Annotated in this window: 16 protein-coding genes; 10 read left to right on the top strand and 6 right to left on the bottom strand. The window is 74.5% G+C overall.

The annotated features are described in order from the left end of the window. Position 1: 1 nt before the first annotated feature. Positions 2–433 (bottom strand): acyl-CoA thioesterase, encoded by a 432-nt coding sequence (locus SL103_RS22250; RefSeq protein ID WP_069570715.1) that lies wholly within the window; start codon positions 431–433, stop codon positions 2–4. 110 nt (positions 434–543) lie between these two features. On the opposite strand from SL103_RS22250, the gene SL103_RS22245 reads away from it, so the two are divergent. From SL103_RS22245 to SL103_RS22225, 5 genes are all read left to right on the top strand, one after another. Then, entirely contained in the window at positions 544–1,542 is a 999-nt protein-coding gene (locus SL103_RS22245; protein WP_069570714.1) for a zinc-dependent alcohol dehydrogenase family protein, read from the top strand. Positions 1,543–1,588: 46 nt separating this feature from the next. Beyond that, complete coding sequence (locus SL103_RS22240) at positions 1,589–2,893, top strand: adenosylmethionine--8-amino-7-oxononanoate transaminase (RefSeq protein ID WP_069570713.1); 1,305 nt, start codon at positions 1,589–1,591, stop codon at positions 2,891–2,893. A gap of 51 nt (positions 2,894–2,944) precedes the next feature. Continuing rightward, positions 2,945–3,661: a dethiobiotin synthase gene (gene bioD / locus SL103_RS22235; protein WP_069570712.1), complete on the top strand. Its 717-nt coding sequence runs from the start codon at positions 2,945–2,947 to the stop codon at positions 3,659–3,661. Between the two features lie 128 nt (positions 3,662–3,789). Beyond that, positions 3,790–4,920 carry a biotin synthase BioB gene (gene bioB, locus SL103_RS22230; RefSeq protein ID WP_069570711.1) on the top strand — a complete coding sequence of 377 codons (1,131 nt, stop codon included), beginning with the start codon at positions 3,790–3,792 and terminating at the stop codon, positions 4,918–4,920. Further along, positions 4,917–6,197, top strand: a complete 1,281-nt coding sequence (locus SL103_RS22225) for a cytochrome P450 (RefSeq protein ID WP_069570710.1) — start codon at positions 4,917–4,919, stop codon at positions 6,195–6,197. Before bioB ends, SL103_RS22225 begins: the two co-directional genes overlap by 4 nt. Here the strand turns inward: SL103_RS22225 and SL103_RS22220 are convergent. From SL103_RS22220 to SL103_RS22210, 3 genes are read right to left on the bottom strand one after another with little or no spacing between them, the layout of a single operon-like run. Then, positions 6,175–7,347: an 8-amino-7-oxononanoate synthase gene (locus tag SL103_RS22220; protein ID WP_069570709.1), complete on the bottom strand. Its 1,173-nt coding sequence runs from the start codon at positions 7,345–7,347 to the stop codon at positions 6,175–6,177. The two genes, SL103_RS22225 and SL103_RS22220, sit on opposite strands and share 23 nt — an antisense overlap. Before the next feature lie 44 nt (positions 7,348–7,391). Next, positions 7,392–8,570, bottom strand: coding sequence for a beta-ketoacyl-[acyl-carrier-protein] synthase family protein (locus SL103_RS22215; RefSeq protein ID WP_244304008.1), 1,179 nt, complete (start codon positions 8,568–8,570; stop codon positions 7,392–7,394). A gap of 14 nt (positions 8,571–8,584) precedes the next feature. After that, entirely contained in the window at positions 8,585–8,821 is a 237-nt protein-coding gene (locus tag SL103_RS22210) for an acyl carrier protein (protein WP_033265380.1), read from the bottom strand. A gap of 294 nt (positions 8,822–9,115) precedes the next feature. Between SL103_RS22210 and SL103_RS22205 the strand changes: the two genes are divergently transcribed. Beyond that, positions 9,116–9,850, top strand: a complete 735-nt coding sequence (locus SL103_RS22205; protein WP_069570707.1) for an SDR family oxidoreductase — start codon at positions 9,116–9,118, stop codon at positions 9,848–9,850. A 38-nt stretch (positions 9,851–9,888) separates the two neighbouring features. Here the strand turns inward: SL103_RS22205 and SL103_RS22200 are convergent, their stop codons facing one another. After that, a complete protein-coding gene (locus tag SL103_RS22200; protein WP_069570706.1) occupies positions 9,889–10,467 on the bottom strand; it encodes a TetR/AcrR family transcriptional regulator in 579 nt (192 codons plus the stop codon). Positions 10,468–10,859: 392 nt separating this feature from the next. Between SL103_RS22200 and SL103_RS22195 the strand changes: the two genes are divergently transcribed. Genes SL103_RS22195 through SL103_RS22180 form a run of 4 tightly spaced genes read left to right on the top strand, consistent with a single transcriptional unit; the run spans position 10,860 to position 15,700 of the window. Continuing rightward, the gene (locus tag SL103_RS22195) at positions 10,860–11,417 is read left to right on the top strand and encodes a (2Fe-2S)-binding protein (RefSeq protein WP_069570705.1); all 558 of its coding nucleotides are present in this window, start codon (positions 10,860–10,862) and stop codon (positions 11,415–11,417) included. Next, positions 11,414–12,406 (top strand): FAD binding domain-containing protein, encoded by a 993-nt coding sequence (locus SL103_RS22190; protein ID WP_069570704.1) that lies wholly within the window; start codon positions 11,414–11,416, stop codon positions 12,404–12,406. Before SL103_RS22195 ends, SL103_RS22190 begins: the two co-directional genes overlap by 4 nt. Further along, positions 12,403–14,532 (top strand): xanthine dehydrogenase family protein molybdopterin-binding subunit, encoded by a 2,130-nt coding sequence (locus SL103_RS22185; protein ID WP_069570703.1) that lies wholly within the window; start codon positions 12,403–12,405, stop codon positions 14,530–14,532. The genes SL103_RS22190 and SL103_RS22185 overlap by 4 nt, the downstream gene beginning before the upstream one ends. Next, positions 14,525–15,700 carry an XdhC family protein gene (locus tag SL103_RS22180; RefSeq protein ID WP_069570702.1) on the top strand — a complete coding sequence of 392 codons (1,176 nt, stop codon included), beginning with the start codon at positions 14,525–14,527 and terminating at the stop codon, positions 15,698–15,700. Before SL103_RS22185 ends, SL103_RS22180 begins: the two co-directional genes overlap by 8 nt. Here the strand turns inward: SL103_RS22180 and SL103_RS22175 are convergent. Beyond that, positions 15,657–16,466, bottom strand: a complete 810-nt coding sequence (locus tag SL103_RS22175) for a class I SAM-dependent methyltransferase (RefSeq protein WP_069570701.1) — start codon at positions 16,464–16,466, stop codon at positions 15,657–15,659. The two genes, SL103_RS22180 and SL103_RS22175, sit on opposite strands and share 44 nt — an antisense overlap. Positions 16,467–16,474: the final 8 nt, after the last annotated feature.

Here is a 16,474-nt window from a genome sequence, read left to right as displayed (position 1 = left end):
GTCACCGGCCCTCGGTCGCGGTCGGTGCCGGGGCGGCCGCGGCGGTCAGCGCCTCGCGGGTCGGCTCGGGGACGGGGCGGGCCCGGCCGGTGGCCCGGTCGACGCAGACCCAGACGACCTCGGCGCGCGCGACCGGCGCGCGGTCCCCGGCGTGCACCATGGCGGCGGAGAACGTCAGGCTGCTGGTGCCGATCCGCCGGACGCCCGCGGTGATGTCCAGGACGTCGTCGAAGCCCGCCGAACCGTCGTAGCAGAGCTCGACCTTCTTCACGTGGTACACGACGCCGTGGGAGTCGGCGCGGGGGTCGAAGCGCTCGGACAGCCCCGCCTCGCGGAGGAACTCGTTGATCGCGGTCTCCGCGTAGGAGCAGTACACGCCGTTGTGCACATGACCGTGCATGTCGACGTCCGAGAACGGAACTCGCTGCCGCACGAACCCCCGCAATCCGTGTAGGGTCACCAGCTGTCTGTGACTGTGTGCCTGCGTACAGCACGGTACCCAGACCGTCACCCAACTGTCACCACCGTATGAGGACTTCGCCGATGTCCCGCCTCCGCAGCATCGTCAGGACATTCGGCCCGGCAGTCGAGGTGGTCGGCACCGAGGAGTACCGGCCGGCCCGGCCGGGGCCCGGCGAGGTGGCCGTCCGCATGCTGCTGGCCGCCGTCAACCCGTCCGACCTGGTGACCATTTCCGGTGCGTACGCCTCCCGCACCGTGCTGCCGTTCGTGCCCGGCTTCGAAGGCGTCGGGGTGGTGGAGGAGACCGGCCCGGACGTGCGGGACCTCCGGCCGGGCCAGCGGGTGCTCCCGCTCGGCAGCGCGGGCGCCTGGCAGCAGACGAAGGTCACCGACGGCCGGTGGTGCCTCCCGGTCCGCCCCGAACTCAGCGACGAGCAGGCCGCCACCGCGTACATCAACCCGCTCACCGCGCATCTGATGGTGCGTCAGCACGTCGTGGCGGCCGGGGCGGAGCTGGTCGTGGTCAACGCCGCCGCGTCCACCATCGGCCGGATGCTGATCCGGATGCTGAACCGCGCGGGAATCCGGCCGATCGCCGTCGTCCGGCACCCCCGCGGCCTGGCGGCGCTGGCCGGGGCCGGGCTGACCGCCGCGGTGTGCACCGCCGACCGTGCCGCGGGCGAAGCCGTGCGCGAACTCACCGGCGGCCGCGGGGCCGACGTGGTGCTGGACGCGGTCGGCGGGGCCGAGGGCGCGGAGCTGGGCCGCGCCCTCGCCACCGGCGGCGCCCTGGTGCACTACGGCCTGCTCTCCGGACGCCCGCTGCCGGCGGACCTGCCCGCCGCGCGGCCCGACGTACGGCTCGTGCTGTTCCGGCTCCGGGACTGGGTGCACCGCGTGCACACCACGGACCCGGACCGTCTCACGGAAGCCCTCGCCGAGGTCTACGAGCTGGTCCTGGACGGCACCGCCGCCTCGCAGGTGGCCGGGGTGTACCCGCTGTCCGCCGTCCGCCGGGCACTGCTGCGGGACGCGGAACCGGGCCGGCCGGGCAAGGTGCTGCTGCGCCTCACCGGCTGACCGGCCGGCTCCCGAGGCGCCATTTCGCGCGACGCGCGACGCGCCTATGCTCTCGGCCGTGACGCCTGAGGACTTACTCGCGTTCGACCGCCACCACGTGTGGCACCCCTACGCGCCGCTGCCCGGCGCCCCGCCCCCGCTGGTCGTGGAGTCCGGGCACGGCGTGCGGCTGCGGCTGGCGACGCCGTTCGAGGGCCGTACGGAGCTGATCGACGGGATGTCGTCCTGGTGGGCGGCGATCCACGGGTACGCGCACCCCGCGCTGGACGCGGCGGTGCGGGACCAGCTCGGGCGGATCAGCCATGTGATGTTCGGCGGGCTCACCCATGCGCCGGCGGTGGAGCTGGCGGCCCGGCTGGTCGCGCTCACACCGGACGGCCTGGACCACGTCTTCCTGGCCGACTCCGGCTCGGTGTCGGTCGAGGTGGCGCTCAAGATGTGCCTGCAGTACTGGCGTTCGCGCGGCCGGCCGGAACGGCACCGGGTGCTGACCTGGCGCGGCGGCTACCACGGCGACACCCTGCACGCCATGTCGGTGTGCGATCCCGACGGGGGGATGCACGGCATGTGGCGGGACGTACTGCCGGCGCAGGTCTTCGCCGAAGCGCCGCCCGGCGGCTTCGACACCCCGGTGGACCCCGCCTACGCCGACCGGCTGGCCGCGACGGTGGCCCGGCACGCGCCGGAACTGGCCGCCGTCATCGTCGAACCGGTGGTGCAGGGAGCCGGCGGCATGCGCTTCCACCACCCCGGCTACCTGCGCGTGCTGCGCGAGGCCACCCGGGAGCACGGGGTGCTGCTGGTGCTCGACGAGATCGCCACCGGATTCGGCCGGACCGGACGGCTCTTCGCCGCCGAACACGCCGGGGTACGGCCGGACGTGCTGTGCGTGGGCAAGGCGCTGACCGGCGGGTACCTCACCCTGGCGGCCACCTTGTGCACGACCGAGGTGGCCCGCGGGATCTCCGAGGGCGAGGTCCCCGTCCTCGCGCACGGGCCCACGTTCATGGGTAACCCGCTGGCCTGCGCGGTCGCCGGCGCCTCCCTGGACCTGCTGGCGGACGGCGGCTGGCGACAGGACGTGGCACGCGTCGAGGCCGGCCTGCGGGACGGACTGGCCGACGCGGTGAAACTGCCGGGCGTCACGGACGTACGGGTGCTGGGCGCCATCGGGGTGGTCCAGCTGGACCACCCGGTGGACGTGACCGCGGCGACCGCGGCGGCCGCCCGCCACGGCGTGTGGCTGCGGCCGTTCCGCGACCTCGTCTACACCATGCCGCCCTACCGGTGTTCGGCGGACGACACGGCGGGCATCGCGGCGGCGGTCGTGGCCGCCGCACGGGCGGGCTGAGGGCACGGGCACGACGCGACACGGAACATCGGGCCGAGACGAGGGAGAGACATGGCGCTGCTGGCCGTCACCGGAACCGGCACGGAGGTCGGGAAGACCGTCACCACGGCTGCCGTGGCGGCGCTCGCACGCACCGCGGGACAACGCGTCGCCGTGGTGAAACCGGCACAGACCGGACTGACGTCCGATCAGGACGGCGACCTCGCCGAGGTGGTGCGGCTGGCCGGCCCGGTGCGGACCCTGGAGCTCGCCCGCTACCCCGAGCCGCTGGCGCCCGCCACCGCCGCCCGCCGCGCGGGGCTGCCGGGACTGCCGAAGGACGCGGTGGCCGAGGCGGTGCGGGCGCTGGACGCCGACCACGACCTCGTGCTGATCGAGGGGGCGGGCGGGCTGCTGGCACGGTTCGACGACGAGGGATGGACGCTCGCCGACCTCGCGGCGGAGCTGGCGGCGCCGGTCCTCATGGTCGCCACCGCCGGCCTCGGTACCCTCAACTCGGCCGCGCTGACCGCCGAGGCGCTGGCACGCCGGGGCGCGCAGCTCACCGGAGTGGTCATCGGCAGCTGGCCCGCACAGCCGGATCTGGCCATGCGCTGCAACCTCACCGACCTCCCCGACATGACCGCGGCACCGCTGATCGGAGCCCTGCCGCCGGGCCTGGCGGCGCTGGACCGCGACGCCTTCGCCGCGGCTGCCCGGGCCGGTCTGGGCGCGCCGCTGGGCGGGGACTTCAAGGCCGCGGACCTCGTCGCGCGGTGGCACTCCTGAACGGAGGCCCCCCGCACACCGCTGGCCGGACTGCGTCCTTTCCCGGCACGGCGGCCCGGAGAATACTCGGCCCCGGGACAGCCGTACCGAGAACGGCTCGCACACGTCCGTACGGGAAGGGAAACCCCGTGGAACTCACCCCCACCGACGCCCATGCCACCCACCACGAACTGATCGGCACACTCGTCGACAAGGCGCTGCGCCGGGAATTACCCACCCCCGCCGAGGCCCTGGCCCTCCTGAAGACCCCCGACGAGGCGGTCCTCGACGTGGTCGCCGGCGCCTCCCGGGTCCGCCACCACTACTTCGGCCGCCGGGTGAAGCTCAACTTCCTGGTCAACCTCAAGAGCGGCCTCTGCCCGGAGGACTGCTCCTACTGCTCCCAGCGGCTCGGCTCGAAGGCCGAGATCCTCAAGTACACCTGGCTCAAGCCCGAGGAGGCCGCGGAGGCCGCCCGGCAGGGCGTCGCCGCGGGCGCCAAGCGGGTCTGCCTGGTGGCCAGCGGACGCGGCCCGACGGACCGTGACATCGGACGGGTGGCGGACACCATCGCCGCCATCCGCGAGGACAGCCCCGGAGTCGAGGTCTGCGCCTGCCTCGGCCTGCTCTCCGAGGGCCAGGCCGAGCAGCTCACCGAGGCGGGCGCGGACGCGTACAACCACAACCTCAACACGGCGGGCGACCGCTACGCGGACATCTGCACCACGCACACCTACACCGACCGGGTGGACACCGTCGAACAGGCCAAGGCGGCCGGCCTCTCGCCCTGTTCGGGGCTGATAGCCGGGATGGGCGAGGGCCCGGAGGAACTGGTCGAGGTGGCGTTCTCGCTGCGCGCCCTGGACCCCGACTCGGTGCCGGTGAACTTCCTGATGCCCTTCAAGGGCACGCCCCTGGCCACCGAGTGGGCCCTCACCCCGCAGTACTGCCTGCGCATTCTGGCCATGGTCCGGTTCATCTGCCCCGACGTCGAGGTGCGGCTGGCCGGCGGACGGGAGATCCATCTGCGCGGCATGCAGCCGCTGGCCCTGCACATCGCCAACTCGATCTTCCTCGGCGACTATCTGACCAGTGAGGGCCAGCCCGGCGCCGCCGACCTGGAGATGATCCGGGACGCCGGCTTCGTCGTCGAGGGCGTGACGGAGACCACCATGCCCGAGCACCGGGACGACGTGGTGAAGGTCCGCCGGCGCGGTACGGGCACGGAGCTGCCGCCCAACGCCCTGCCCCTCACCCCCGAGCAGCAGGCCGAGAGGTGACCTCCGACCACCCCTGCCCGGCGGTGGACCTCTTCGCGCCGGAGTTCCTGCACGACCCGTACCCGGTCTACGCGACGCTGCGGGAGACCGGGCCGGTCCACCACGACCCGGGTACCGGCCTCTGGCTCGTCAGCACCCACCGCGACGTGCGGCGGGTGCTGCTCGACCCGGAGCTGTACCGTCCGGACAACGCGCTCGACGCGGTGGTCCCGCTGTCCGTGCCCGCGTTGCGCTGCCTGGCGGCGGCCGGTTTCACGCTGCCGCCGACGCTCGCCAACAACGGCACGGACACCCACGCCGGTCTGCGCCGGATCGTCACCGGGATGCTCCGCCGGGACCGGGTGACCGCCGCCGTACCGCTGGTCCACGAGCTGATGGCACCGCGTCTGGACCGCATCGAGAAGGAGCTGGCGGACCGGGGGAGCTGCGACCTGGTGGTCACCCTCACCCGGGACCTGCCGTTCGAGGTGATGCTCCGGGTGCTGGGGCTGGCGGGCGACGTCGACGTGGACATCGATCTGCTCGCCCGTTGGAACGACGCCTCGCTGGAGCTGTTCTGGGGCGCCCCGCCCCGCGAGCGCCAACTGCCGCTCGCCCGGCTGGCCGCCGAGTTCCACCAGTGGCTCGACGGCCTCACCGAGCGGGCGGTGCCCGGCGGGACCGGTCTGCTCGCCCGGCTCGCCGCACACCGGAAGCCGGACGGTACGCCGCTGAGCCGCCGGGAGATCGTCGCCGTCTGCTACTTCATGGTCATCGCCGGGCAGACCACCACCGGGCAGATGCTCGCCACGATGCTGCTGCGCGCCCTCTCCGACCCCGGGCTGTGGCCGCGGCTGGGCCGGGAGCCGGCCCTGGCCGCGGCCTGGGCCGAGGAGATGCTGCGCCGCGAACCGCCGCTGACCACCTGGCGCAGGGTGACGGCCCGGCCCACCCGGCTCGGCGGCGTGGAACTGCCGCAGGGCGCGAAGCTGTTGCTGATGCTCGCCGCCACCGGATCGGACCCGGCCGTCTTCGAGGCCCCCGAGCTGCTCCGCCCGAACCGGCCGCACGGCCGGGAGCATCTGTCCTTCGGCTTGGGGCGGCACCGCTGCCCGGGGGCCGCGCTGGCCCGCATGGAGGCGGAGACCGTGCTGCGGGCGGTCTCCGCGCGCCTGCCCGACCTGCGGCTCGCCGATCCCGGGTCCACGGTCCCGATGCGCGGGCTGCTGTCGTTCCGCGCCCCGCCGGCCGTGCCGGTCCGCAGGGCCGCGACGGTCAGCCGGGGCGGCAGTCCGTGATCACCTGCACCGCCCGGTCGACCTGATCATCCGTCAGGTCGGCCCGGGCGGTGAGCCGCAGCCGGGAGAACCGGTCCGGCACCGACGGCGGACGGAAACACCCGACCTCGACGCCCGCCGCCCGGCAGGCGTCCCGCCAGGCGACGGCACCGTGCGCGGACCCGGCCCGTACGGACACGACGGCGGCCTGCGCGGCGGCGACCGGCAGCCCGGCGGCGGCCAGCCCGGCGTGCAGCCGCGCGGCCACCGCCCGGACCCGGGCCACCCGCCCGGGCTCCCGCACCAGGACGCGCAGCCCGGCCAGCGCGCCGGCGGCGCAGGCCGGGGCGAGGCCGGTGTCGAACAGGAAGCCGCGGGCGCTGTTGAGCACGTGCTCGATCACCCGGCGCGGGCCCAGCACCGCGCCGCCCTGCGCCCCGAGCGACTTGGACAGCGTGACCGTGGCGACCGTGTCCGGACTCCCGGCCAGCCCGGCCGCGCCGAGCGCGCCCTGGCCGCGCTCGCCGATCACACCGAGCGCATGCGCCTCGTCCACCAGCAGCCCGGCACCGTGCCGGCGGCAGACGGCGGCGAGCGCGTCCAGAGCCGTGAGGTCGCCGTCCACCGAGAAGACGGATTCGGTGACCACCAGCGCGCGGGGCTGCCGCCGGTCCGCCAGCGCCTTCTCCAGCGCGGTGGTGTCGTGGTGCGGGAGGTCCACCACCTCCGCGCCCGAGAGCCGGCAGCCGTCGATCAGCGAGGCGTGGTTGGTGGCGTCCGCCGCCACCAGACTGCCGGGCCGGCACAGGGAGGTGAGCGCCCCGAGGTTGGCCAGGTAGCCGGAGGAGAAGACGAGGGCGGCCTCGGTGCCGCAGAACGCGGCGAGTTCCCGTTCCAGCTCCTCGTGCAGCCGGGTGGTCCCGGTCACCAGCCGGGCCGCACCCGCGCCGGCTCCCCAGACCGTGGCGGCCCCGGCCGCCGCGGCGGTCACCTCGGGGTGCGTGGCGAGACCGAGGTAGTCGTTCCCGGCGAGGTTGATCCCCGGGTCGGTGGCGTCCCGGACCCGCAGGTGGCGGCGCAGACCGGCGCGCTCCCGGCGCCGGGCGCTGTCGTCCAGCCAGCCGAACACGGCCTCGGGGGACGGCTGACGGGCGTACTCCGGACGGTCCATGCAACAGCTCCCTCGGTTCCTCCGGCGCGCCGCCGCGCCCGTGGTCACGCTTCGGCCGGCCCCAGCACCAGGCAACCGTTGTGGCCGCCGAAGCCGAACGAACTGGACAGGGCCGGCCCCGGCGTCCAGGGGCGCGGCTTCCCCCGCACCAGGTCGAGCCCCGGGGCGAGCCCGGGGTCCGGCTCCGTCAGGCCCTGCACGGGCGGGATCAGACGGTGGGTCATCGACAGCACCACGGCCACCGCCTCCAGCGCGCCACTGGCGCCGAAGACGTGTCCGGTGGCGCCCTTGGCGGAGGTGACCGGGGGCCCGCCGGCGCCGAAGACCCGCGCCACGGCCCGTGATTCGGCGAGGTCGCCCTGGAGCGTGCCGGTGCCGTGTGCGTTGATCTGCGCCACGTCGGACGGGGCCAGCGCCGCCTCCCGCAGGGCCAGGTCCATGCACCGGGCGGCGCCGGAGCCGTCCGGCAACGGCATGGTCACGTCGTACGCGTCGGCAGTGCTCGCCGCGCCGAGCACCTCGGCCAGGACCCTGGCGCCGCGTGCCCGCGCGGTGTCCGCCGCCTCCAGCACCAGCGCCGCCGCGCCCTCGGCGACCGTGAAGCCGTCCCGGCCGCTGTCGAAGGGGCGGGTGCGGCCGGTGCCGGACAGCGCGCGCATGTTCCGGAACCCGGCGAGGACGGTGCCGTACGCGGCGGCCTCGGTGCCGCCGGTGAGCACGGTGTCGCAGACGCCGTACGCGATCAGCCGGGCCGCCGCGGCGATGGCGTGCGTTCCCGAGGAGCAGGCGGTGGTGAGCATCTCGCAGGGCCCCTGCCAGCCGAACCGCTGGGACACCGCGGCGGCCGCCGCGTTCGGCATGATCATCGGTACCACGAACGGCGAGACGCGTTTGTCGCCGCGCGCCTCGCGCACCAGCGACTGCCGTTCCATGGTGGTCACCCCGGCCAGTGCGGTGCCGAGGACGACGCCCGCGTGCTCCGGCCGGCCGCTCGCGGCCAGGGCCTTCGCGCCCCCGGCGTCGGAGACCGCCAACTCGGCGGCCACCACCGCGAATTGGGCGCAGCGGTCGGTGTGCCGGATCGCGGCCCGGTCCATCCAGGGCGTGGCGTCCCAGCCGTCCACCGGGCGGTGCCCGGGTGACGGGGGCGCCAGCAGGTCCGCCCACAGTGCGTCCCGGCCGGCCCCGGCGGCGGTGACGCTGCCCAGGCCCGTGACGACCACCCGCCGGTCGCCCCTCATATCCGCGCGCGCACTAACTCGCAGGCGTCGCGGACGGTCCGTACGGACTCGACGCCGTCATCGGGCAGATCGACGGAGCAGGCTTCCTCGATCGCCATGACCAGCTCCACGAGGGTCAGGCTGGTGGCCCCCAAGTGGTCCGTGAAATCCGCTTCCATGGTCACTTCTTCCGGCGCGACCTGCAGCACTTCCACCGCGCACGACCGGACTGTCTCGAACACTGCATCGCTCACTGCTACGGCCTCCCCATGAACGAACGTCCAGGCACGCGCCGACCGGAGTTTACCGCTCGGAGCGGTGCCTGTCTGTGCCGCTCCGACCTGCGCTTTTCCCCGCGTGAGGCACTTCGGGGCCGGACCGGCGGGCCCGGTGGCGGCCCGGGGAGGAGCCGTCCGCGGTGTCGGTTTTTTCCTGTCCTTCGGGGGCGTGCGGGTGGGTGGACGCGCGGCACCCAGGAGCGGCCCGGCCTGGCCCGCCCGTGTCCGGCGGCCGAGCCTGGTCGCGGACAACGGGACAAAGGAGCAGATGTGAACGGCAATCCCCGGACCGTGGTGATCACTGGCGCCAGCAGCGGCATCGGCGAGGCGACCGCACGCCGACTGGCCGCCGACGGGCACCGCGTCTTCCTCGGCGCGCGTCGCACCGACCGCCTCGCGGCACTGACCGACCAGCTCGTCGCCGCCGGAGGTACGGCCGCGTACCGGCGCGTGGACGTCACCGACGCGGACGGCGTGCGCGCCTTCGTCGACGCGGCCCGCGCCGCGTTCGGGCGGGTCGACGTCATGGTCAACAACGCCGGGGTGATGCCCCTTTCGCCGTTGGCGGCGCTGCGCGTCGACGACTGGGACCGGATGCTCGACGTGAACGTGCGCGGTGTGCTGCACGGCATCGCCGCCGCACTGCCCGTGATGCGGGCCCAGGGCGGCGGACACTTCGTCAACATCGCCTCCGTCGGGGCGTACGAGGTGTCTCCGACGGCGGCGGTCTACTGCGCGACCAAGTTCGCGGTACGCGCGCTCTCCGAGGGGCTCCGCCAGGAGTCCGGCGGCGACATCCGCGTCACCGTCGTCTCTCCCGGTGTCACGGAGTCCGAACTCGCCGACTCCCTCACCGATCCGCGGGCCCGGCAGGCCATGGAGATGTACCGCTCCGTCGCCCTGCCCGCCGCCGCGGTCGCCGACGCCGTCGCCTATGCCGTCGCCCAGCCCCCGGAGGTCGAGGTGAACGAGATCGTGGTGCGCCCGGCCGCCGCGCCGCAGTAGGACCGGCGGGCGGTGCCGGGCCGGCCCCGGGGCCGGGGTCAGGCCCCGGGGGCGCCGGCGCGCAGGCCGTCCATGACCAGGTCGAGGAGGCGGCCGGCGCGTTGCTGCCAGTCGCCGTGCGGATCGATCTGCCAGAGGCCGGCGATGGCGAGCATGAAGTCGTCGGGGCTCACGCCGGGGCGGATGGTGCCGGCCTGCTCGTTGGCCTCCAGCAGGAGCGTGACGGCCGAGGTCACCGCGCCGTGCCCCAGGCCGGCCAGGGTGCCGCGGGCGCTGGTGGCCTTGCGCATCGCGTCGGCCAGACCGGCCTTGGCCATGGCGTACTGGGCGAGGCGGTCCATCCACTCCCGCAGGGCCCGGTCGGCCGCGCGGGTCTCCAGCAGCTGGGCCGCGGTGTCGGCGACCTGCTGGACCTCGTAGCGGTAGACCTCCAGGACGAGCGACTCACGGTTGGGGAAGTGGCGGTAGAACGTGCCCTGTCCGACGCCGGCCTTCTTCGCGATGGCGCTCAGCGGGGCGTCGGCCGAGTGGGTCAGCTCGGCGAGGGCGACCTCCAGGATGCGCTCGCGGTTCCGTTGCGCGTCCGAGCGCAGGGGCGCGTCCTTCTTCTGCTGCACCTGTCCTCCTTCCGGCTTCCGGGAATACACGGAGCCGCCGGCCTTGCTAACCGGACAGGTGTCCGGTAGATTTTCACGTAGCGGACAGCTGTCCGGTTAGTTCCACCATAGCGGCAGATGCGGCCGGCGTGGACGGTCGGGGGCTGCCGCGGCCGGCCTGTCACTCCTCCGTACCCCTCGCATCCGCCCCACACCCCCCTCGGCACCCGAGCCGACGTACCGTACAGCGCCATCTCCCAAGGATCTGCCGCCGGGATCGTCCCCTGCGCCACGTCGCTCCCGTGCCCCAGTGCCGCTTGCCCACGCGTTCCCGCCGCACCCGCTCGACCACGCCGGCGTCAGGCTCGCGCCCGACGCCCGCCGCGCCTCTCATACGCGAAAGAAGGCTGCTCATGGCCCTATCGACGTCCAGCGCCATCACCCTGAACATCAACGGCGAAAAGCACGCGCTGCCCGTCGACCACCGCACCACCCTGCTCGACGCCCTGCGGGAACGCCTCGATCTGACGGGCACCAAAAAGGGCTGCGACCAAGGGCAGTGCGGCGCCTGCACGGTGCTGCTCGACGGCCGCCGGACCGTTTCCTGCCTCCAGCTCGCGGTGGCCGCCGAAGGGCGGGAGATCACCACCATCGAGGGCGTGGCGGACGGCGAGCAACTGCACCCGGTGCAGCAGGCGTTCCTCGATCTGGACGGCTACCAGTGCGGCTATTGCACCCCGGGGCAGATCTGTTCGGCCATCGCGGTGATCGAGGAACACGCGGCGGGCTGGCCGAGCGCCGCGACCGCCGACGTGCGGCCCGGCCCCCAGGTGCCGCCGCTGACCGCCGAGGAGATCCGGGAGCGGATGAGCGGCAACCTGTGCCGCTGCGGTGCGTACGTCTCGATCGTCCGGGCGGTCGCACGGGCCGCCGGGGCCAAGGCCACCGGCGACGCGGAGGTGACGGCATGAGGGAATTCGGCTATCAGCGGGCCCACGACGTGCCCGGTGCGCTCGCCGTGCTGGGGGCCGACCCCGAGGCGCGCGCCCTGGGCGGCGGCACCAACCTCGTCGACCTGATGAAGGCCGGCGTGGAGCGGCCCGCCCTCCTGGTCGACCTGCGCGACCTCCCCCTCGACCGGATCGAGGCCACCGACGACGGCGGGCTGCGCATCGGGGCCACGGTCAGCAACAGCGACCTCGCCGCACACCCCGAAGTCCGCCGCAGGTACCCGGCGTTGACACAGGCCGTACTGGCCGGCGCCTCCGGGCAACTGCGCAACATGGCCACGGTCGGCGGAAACCTCCTCCAGCGCACCCGCTGCGGCTACTTCACCGACCTGTCCAAGCCGTGCAACAAGCGCACCCCGGGCAGCGGCTGCCCCGCCGTCGAGGGCGAGCACCGCAACCACGCGATCCTCGGAGCCTCCGCGCACTGCGTGGCCGTGCACCCCTCGGACATGGGGGTGGCGCTGGCCGCCTTCGACGCCGTCGTCTCGTACGAGACCGCGGACGGCCCGGGCGAGGTGCCGCTCGCGGAGTTCTATCTGCCGGTGGGCGACACCCCGCACCAGGAGACCGCGCTGCCGCCCGGCGCGCTGATCACCGCGGTGACCCTCCCGCCGGCGCCGGTCGCCGCCCACTCCCGCTACCGCAAGGTGCGCGAGCGCGCCTCCTACGCCTTCGCGATCGGCTCGGCCGCCGCCGCCCTCGACGTCCGCGACGGCGTCGTCCACGACGTGCGGCTCGCCTTCGGCGCGGTGGCGTCCCGGCCGTGGCGGGCCCGGGAGGCCGAGCGGGTGCTCACCGGCGGGCCGGCGACCGCCGAGGCGTTCGCCACCGCCGCGGACGCCGAACTGGCAGCCGCCCAGGCGCTGCCCGACAACGGATACAAGGTGACACTGATGCGCAATCTCGTCGTCGCCCTGCTGACCGAGCTCACCGAGGAGGCCGGCCGATGACCACGACGACGGGAACCACGGGGCTGAGCGGAGCCGTCGGCAGCGCCCACACCCGGGTGGAGGGCCTGGCCAAGGTCACCGGCGCGGCCCGCTACGCCGGCGAGATACCGTTCGCCGAACTCGCCCACGGCTGGCTCGTGTTGTCCACCGTCGCCCGCGGCCGGATCCGGTCGGTGGCGGCCGGTCCCGTCCTCGAGATGCCCGGCGTCCTCACCGTGCTGCACCACGGCAACGCCCCGCGCGTCGAAGGCGACTACATGGGACCGCTGGGACCGCCCGACCCGGTTCTCCAGCTCTTCCAGCACGACCGGGTGCCCTACGTCGGCTGGCCGGTGGCCCTGGTCGTCGCGGAGACCTCCGAGCAGGCCCGGGAGGCGGCCGAGGCACTCACGGTCGAGTACGACACGGAACCGCACGACGTCGCGTTCTCCGCGGGGCGCCCCGGTATGCGCACACCGGAGGGCTCGGCGGCCGGCAAGGGCGACCTGGAGGCCCAACTCGCCGCGTCCGCCGTCGTGGTGGAGGCGGAGTACACCACACCGGAAGAGCACCACAGCCCGATGGAGCCGCACGGGGCGACGGCCCACTGGGACGGCGGCCGGCTGGAGGTCGTCGACTCCAACCAGGGCAGCCGGTTCGTCGCGGACGAGCTCGCGAAGCTGTTCTCGCTCGACGCGGACGCGGTGCGGGTGCGCTCCGAACACATCGGCGGCGCCTTCGGGTCCAAGGGGACCCGGGTGCACGCGGTGGGAGCGGTGATGGCGGCGACCGTCCTGCACCGCCCGGTCCGGGTCGTGATGACGCGTCGGCAGATGTTCACGCTCACCGGCTACCGCAGCCCCACGGCACAGCGCGTCAGGCTCGGCGCCGACCCCGACGGGCGGCTGCGGGTCCTCGACCACCAGGCGGACTGCCTGACCTCGACGGTGTACGAATTCGTCGAGCGCAGCGCCGACTACGGACGCCCGCTCTACGACGCGGACGCGCACCACAGCGTCAACCGCGTCGTCCCGCTCGACGTCCCCACCCCCACCTACATGCGCGCACCGGGCGAGGCGCCGGGCTCCTTCGCGCTGGAATGCGCGGTCGACGAGCTGGCCGAGAAGTGCGGTGTCGACCCGATCGCGCTGCGCGTGCGCAACGAACCGGTCGTGGGGCCGCTGTCCGGACTGCCGTTCAGCAGCCGCAACCTCCTCGCCTGCTTCGAGGAAGGCGCCCGCAGGTTCGGCTGGGCGGACCGCGACCCGCGGCCCGGCATCCGCCGCGACGGGCGCTGGCTGCTCGGCACCGGCACGGCCGCCGCCACGTTCCCCATGCTGTCGGCGCCCTCCACCGCCGTCGTGACGGCGGAGGCGGACGGCACCTTCACGGTGCGGATCGCCGCCAGCGACGTCGGCACCGGCGCACGGACCGCGCTGACCCAGGTGGCCGCCGATGCGCTGGAGGTGGCGCCCGGGCGCATCCGGATGCGGATCGCGGACAGCTCCTTCGGGCCGGCGATCCTCGCGGGCGGCTCGATGGGCACCCGCTCGTGGGCCTGGGCGATCATCACCGCGGCGGGCGAACTGCGGGAGCGGCTGGCGCTCGGCGGCGCCGTACCGCCCGAGGGCATCACCGTACGGTCCGACACCTCCGCGGCCGTGGGCGCGCTGGCGCAGGCGAAGAAGGAGCGGTACACCTTCGGGTCGCAGTTCGCCGAGGTCGCCGTGGACGTCAGCACCGGCGAGGTGCGGGTCAGGCGGATGCTCGGGATCTTCGCCGCGGGCCGCATCGTCAACCCCCTCACCGCGCGCAGCCAGTTCATCGGCGGCATGACCTGGGGCCTGTCCATGGCACTCCACGAGGAGGCCACCAGGGACCAGGCATCGGGCGGCCACGTCGGCGCCGACCTCGCGGGCTACCACTTCGCCGCGAACGCCGACGTACCGCACATCGAGGCCGACTGGGTGGACGACCCCGACCCGGACGACCCGGTCGGCATCAAGGGCATCGGTGAGATCGGCATCGTGGGAGCCGCGGCGGCGATCGCCAACGCGGTCTGGCACGCCACCGGCGCACGCCAGCGGCACCTGCCGATCCGGCCGGACCGCGTCCTGCGGGCGGCCGGGGGAGCACCGGGTGCTTGACACCGCCGGCGAGCTGCACCGCTGGGCCGAGGAGGGACGGGAGTTCGCCGTCGCCACCGTCGTCGCCGTCGGCGGCAGCGCACCGCGCCCGCCGGGCGCCGCGCTGGCCGTCGACGGCCGGGGCACGGCCGTCGGCTCGGTCTCCGGCGGCTGCGTGGAAGGGGCGGTCTACGACAGCTGCGTACAGGCGCTGGAGGACGGCGGCACGGTCCTGGAGCGGTTCGGCTACAGCGACGAGGACGCCTTCGCCGTCGGCCTGACCTGCGGCGGGACCATCGAGATCCTGGTCACGCCGGTGAGCGGGCCCGACCGGGCGGTGTACACGGCGGCGCTGTCGGCCGCCGCGCGTGGCGAGGCCGCGGCGCTGGTCCGGGTGGCCCGGGGCCCGGCCGAACTCCTGGGCCACGCCCTGCTCGTACGGCCCGACGGGACGTACGAGGGAGGTCTCGGCGGGCAGCCGGAGCTGGACCGCACGGCGGTGGCGGAGGCCCGCGCGCTGCTGGCGGCCGGCCGCACCGGCAGCGTCGAACTCTCGGAGAGCGGCTCGCGCTGCGGGGTACCCGTGACGCTGTTCGTCGAGTCGAGCGTGCCACCGCCCCGCATGATCGTCTTCGGTGCGATCGACTTCGCCGCGGCACTGGTGCGCACCGGCAAGTTCCTCGGCTACCACGTGACGGTGTGCGACGCCCGCCCGGTCTTCACCACCCCGGACCGCTTTCCGGACGCCGACGACATCGTCGTCGACTGGCCGCACCGCTACCTCCAGCGCACCGAGACCGACCGGCGCACGGTGCTGTGCGTCCTCACCCACGACGCCAAGTTCGACGTCCCGCTGCTGGAGGTGGCGCTGCGGCTGCCGGTCGCCTTCGTCGGCGCGATGGGATCGCGCCGCACCCACGAGGACCGCACCGCACGACTGCGCGAGGCCGGCGTCGGCGAAGCCCAACTGGCGCGGCTGCGTTCCCCGATCGGCCTCGACCTCGGCGCGCGTACCCCCGAGGAGACCGCGCTGTCCATCGCCGCCGAGATCGTCGCGGTCCGGCAGGGCGGTACGGGCCTGCCTCTGACCGGGGCGCGGACGCCGATCCACCAGGACCGGCCGCCGACGCCCCGCGCGGCCGGCGTCAGACGGCGCTCGGGTGCGGCGGCTTCCAACCCCACGCGGTGAGCATCCCGGGGGCGAGCGCGGCGGAATCCGGCGACTCCAGGGACTGCCGGGCCTGTTCGAGCTGCGCCGCGTCCACCTGGCCGGTGGCCAGGAGGGCCTCCCGGGTGCGCTCCCAGGTCTCGGCCCAGAACCGGCTGACAGGGCTGCCGGGGAGCAGCGGGGGCACCTGGATCTCGGCGGCCACCGAGCGCAGCCCCTCCTCCAGCAGCAGGGAAGGGTAGTCGGGCACCCAGGAGATGTCCGTACCGATGGTCTCCCGCAGGGCCCGCCACATCGCCCGCATCACCAGGGTGTACGGGGTGGCCGGTGCGGTGGCGGTGGTCAGGTCGACGGCGTCGCTGAGCACCAGCACCCCGCCCGGGACGAGCAGGGTGCTCAGCCTGGCGATCATGCGGCGCCAGGAGCGCAGGTGCATCAGCACGAACCGGGCGTGCACGAGGTGGAAGAAGCCGGGGTCGAAGCCGGGCGCGGTGATGTCGGCGGTCTGCACCACCAACCCCGGGGGCCGGTCGGTGAGGAACCGGGTGTCGCGGTCCACCGCCAGGACGGAGCTGACCCCCGCCGACGACAGCAGCCACCGGGCGACGGTGCCGGTCCCGGCGCCCAGGTCCAGGCAGTGCCAGCCGGGGCCGGCGCCCAGCGCCGCCAGCCGGGCGGTGGTCGCCCCGTCGTAGGCGAGCGCGCCCAGGTCGATGCGGTCGGCCTCGCCGGTCTCCTCCGGGCGGAACGCGTCCTCGCCGTAGCGCCCGGTATCCGTACGCCGCATCCCTCCAG

Source organism: Streptomyces lydicus, from assembly GCF_001729485.1.
GTDB lineage: Bacteria > Actinomycetota > Actinomycetes > Streptomycetales > Streptomycetaceae > Streptomyces > Streptomyces lydicus_D.
The sequence above is the reverse complement of the archived record's forward strand: the minus strand, read 5'-3'. Positions and strand labels throughout refer to the sequence as shown.

Bases quoted from the DNA above. Each gene is read 5' to 3' on its own strand.
- SL103_RS22245 (WP_069570714.1), top strand. From the start codon at position 544: ATGTCCCGCCTCCGCAGCATCGTCAGGACATTCGGCCCGGCAGTCGAG.
- SL103_RS22240 (WP_069570713.1), top strand. From the start codon at position 1,589: ATGCTCTCGGCCGTGACGCCTGAGGACTTACTCGCGTTCGACCGCCAC.
- bioD (WP_069570712.1), top strand. From the start codon at position 2,945: ATGGCGCTGCTGGCCGTCACCGGAACCGGCACGGAGGTCGGGAAGACC.
- SL103_RS22220 (WP_069570709.1), bottom strand. From the start codon at position 7,347: ATGGACCGTCCGGAGTACGCCCGTCAGCCGTCCCCCGAGGCCGTGTTC.
- SL103_RS22195 (WP_069570705.1), top strand. From the start codon at position 10,860: ATGGCCCTATCGACGTCCAGCGCCATCACCCTGAACATCAACGGCGAA.
- SL103_RS22190 (WP_069570704.1), top strand. From the start codon at position 11,414: ATGAGGGAATTCGGCTATCAGCGGGCCCACGACGTGCCCGGTGCGCTC.
- SL103_RS22185 (WP_069570703.1), top strand. From the start codon at position 12,403: ATGACCACGACGACGGGAACCACGGGGCTGAGCGGAGCCGTCGGCAGC.
- SL103_RS22175 (WP_069570701.1), bottom strand. From the start codon at position 16,466: ATGCGGCGTACGGATACCGGGCGCTACGGCGAGGACGCGTTCCGCCCG.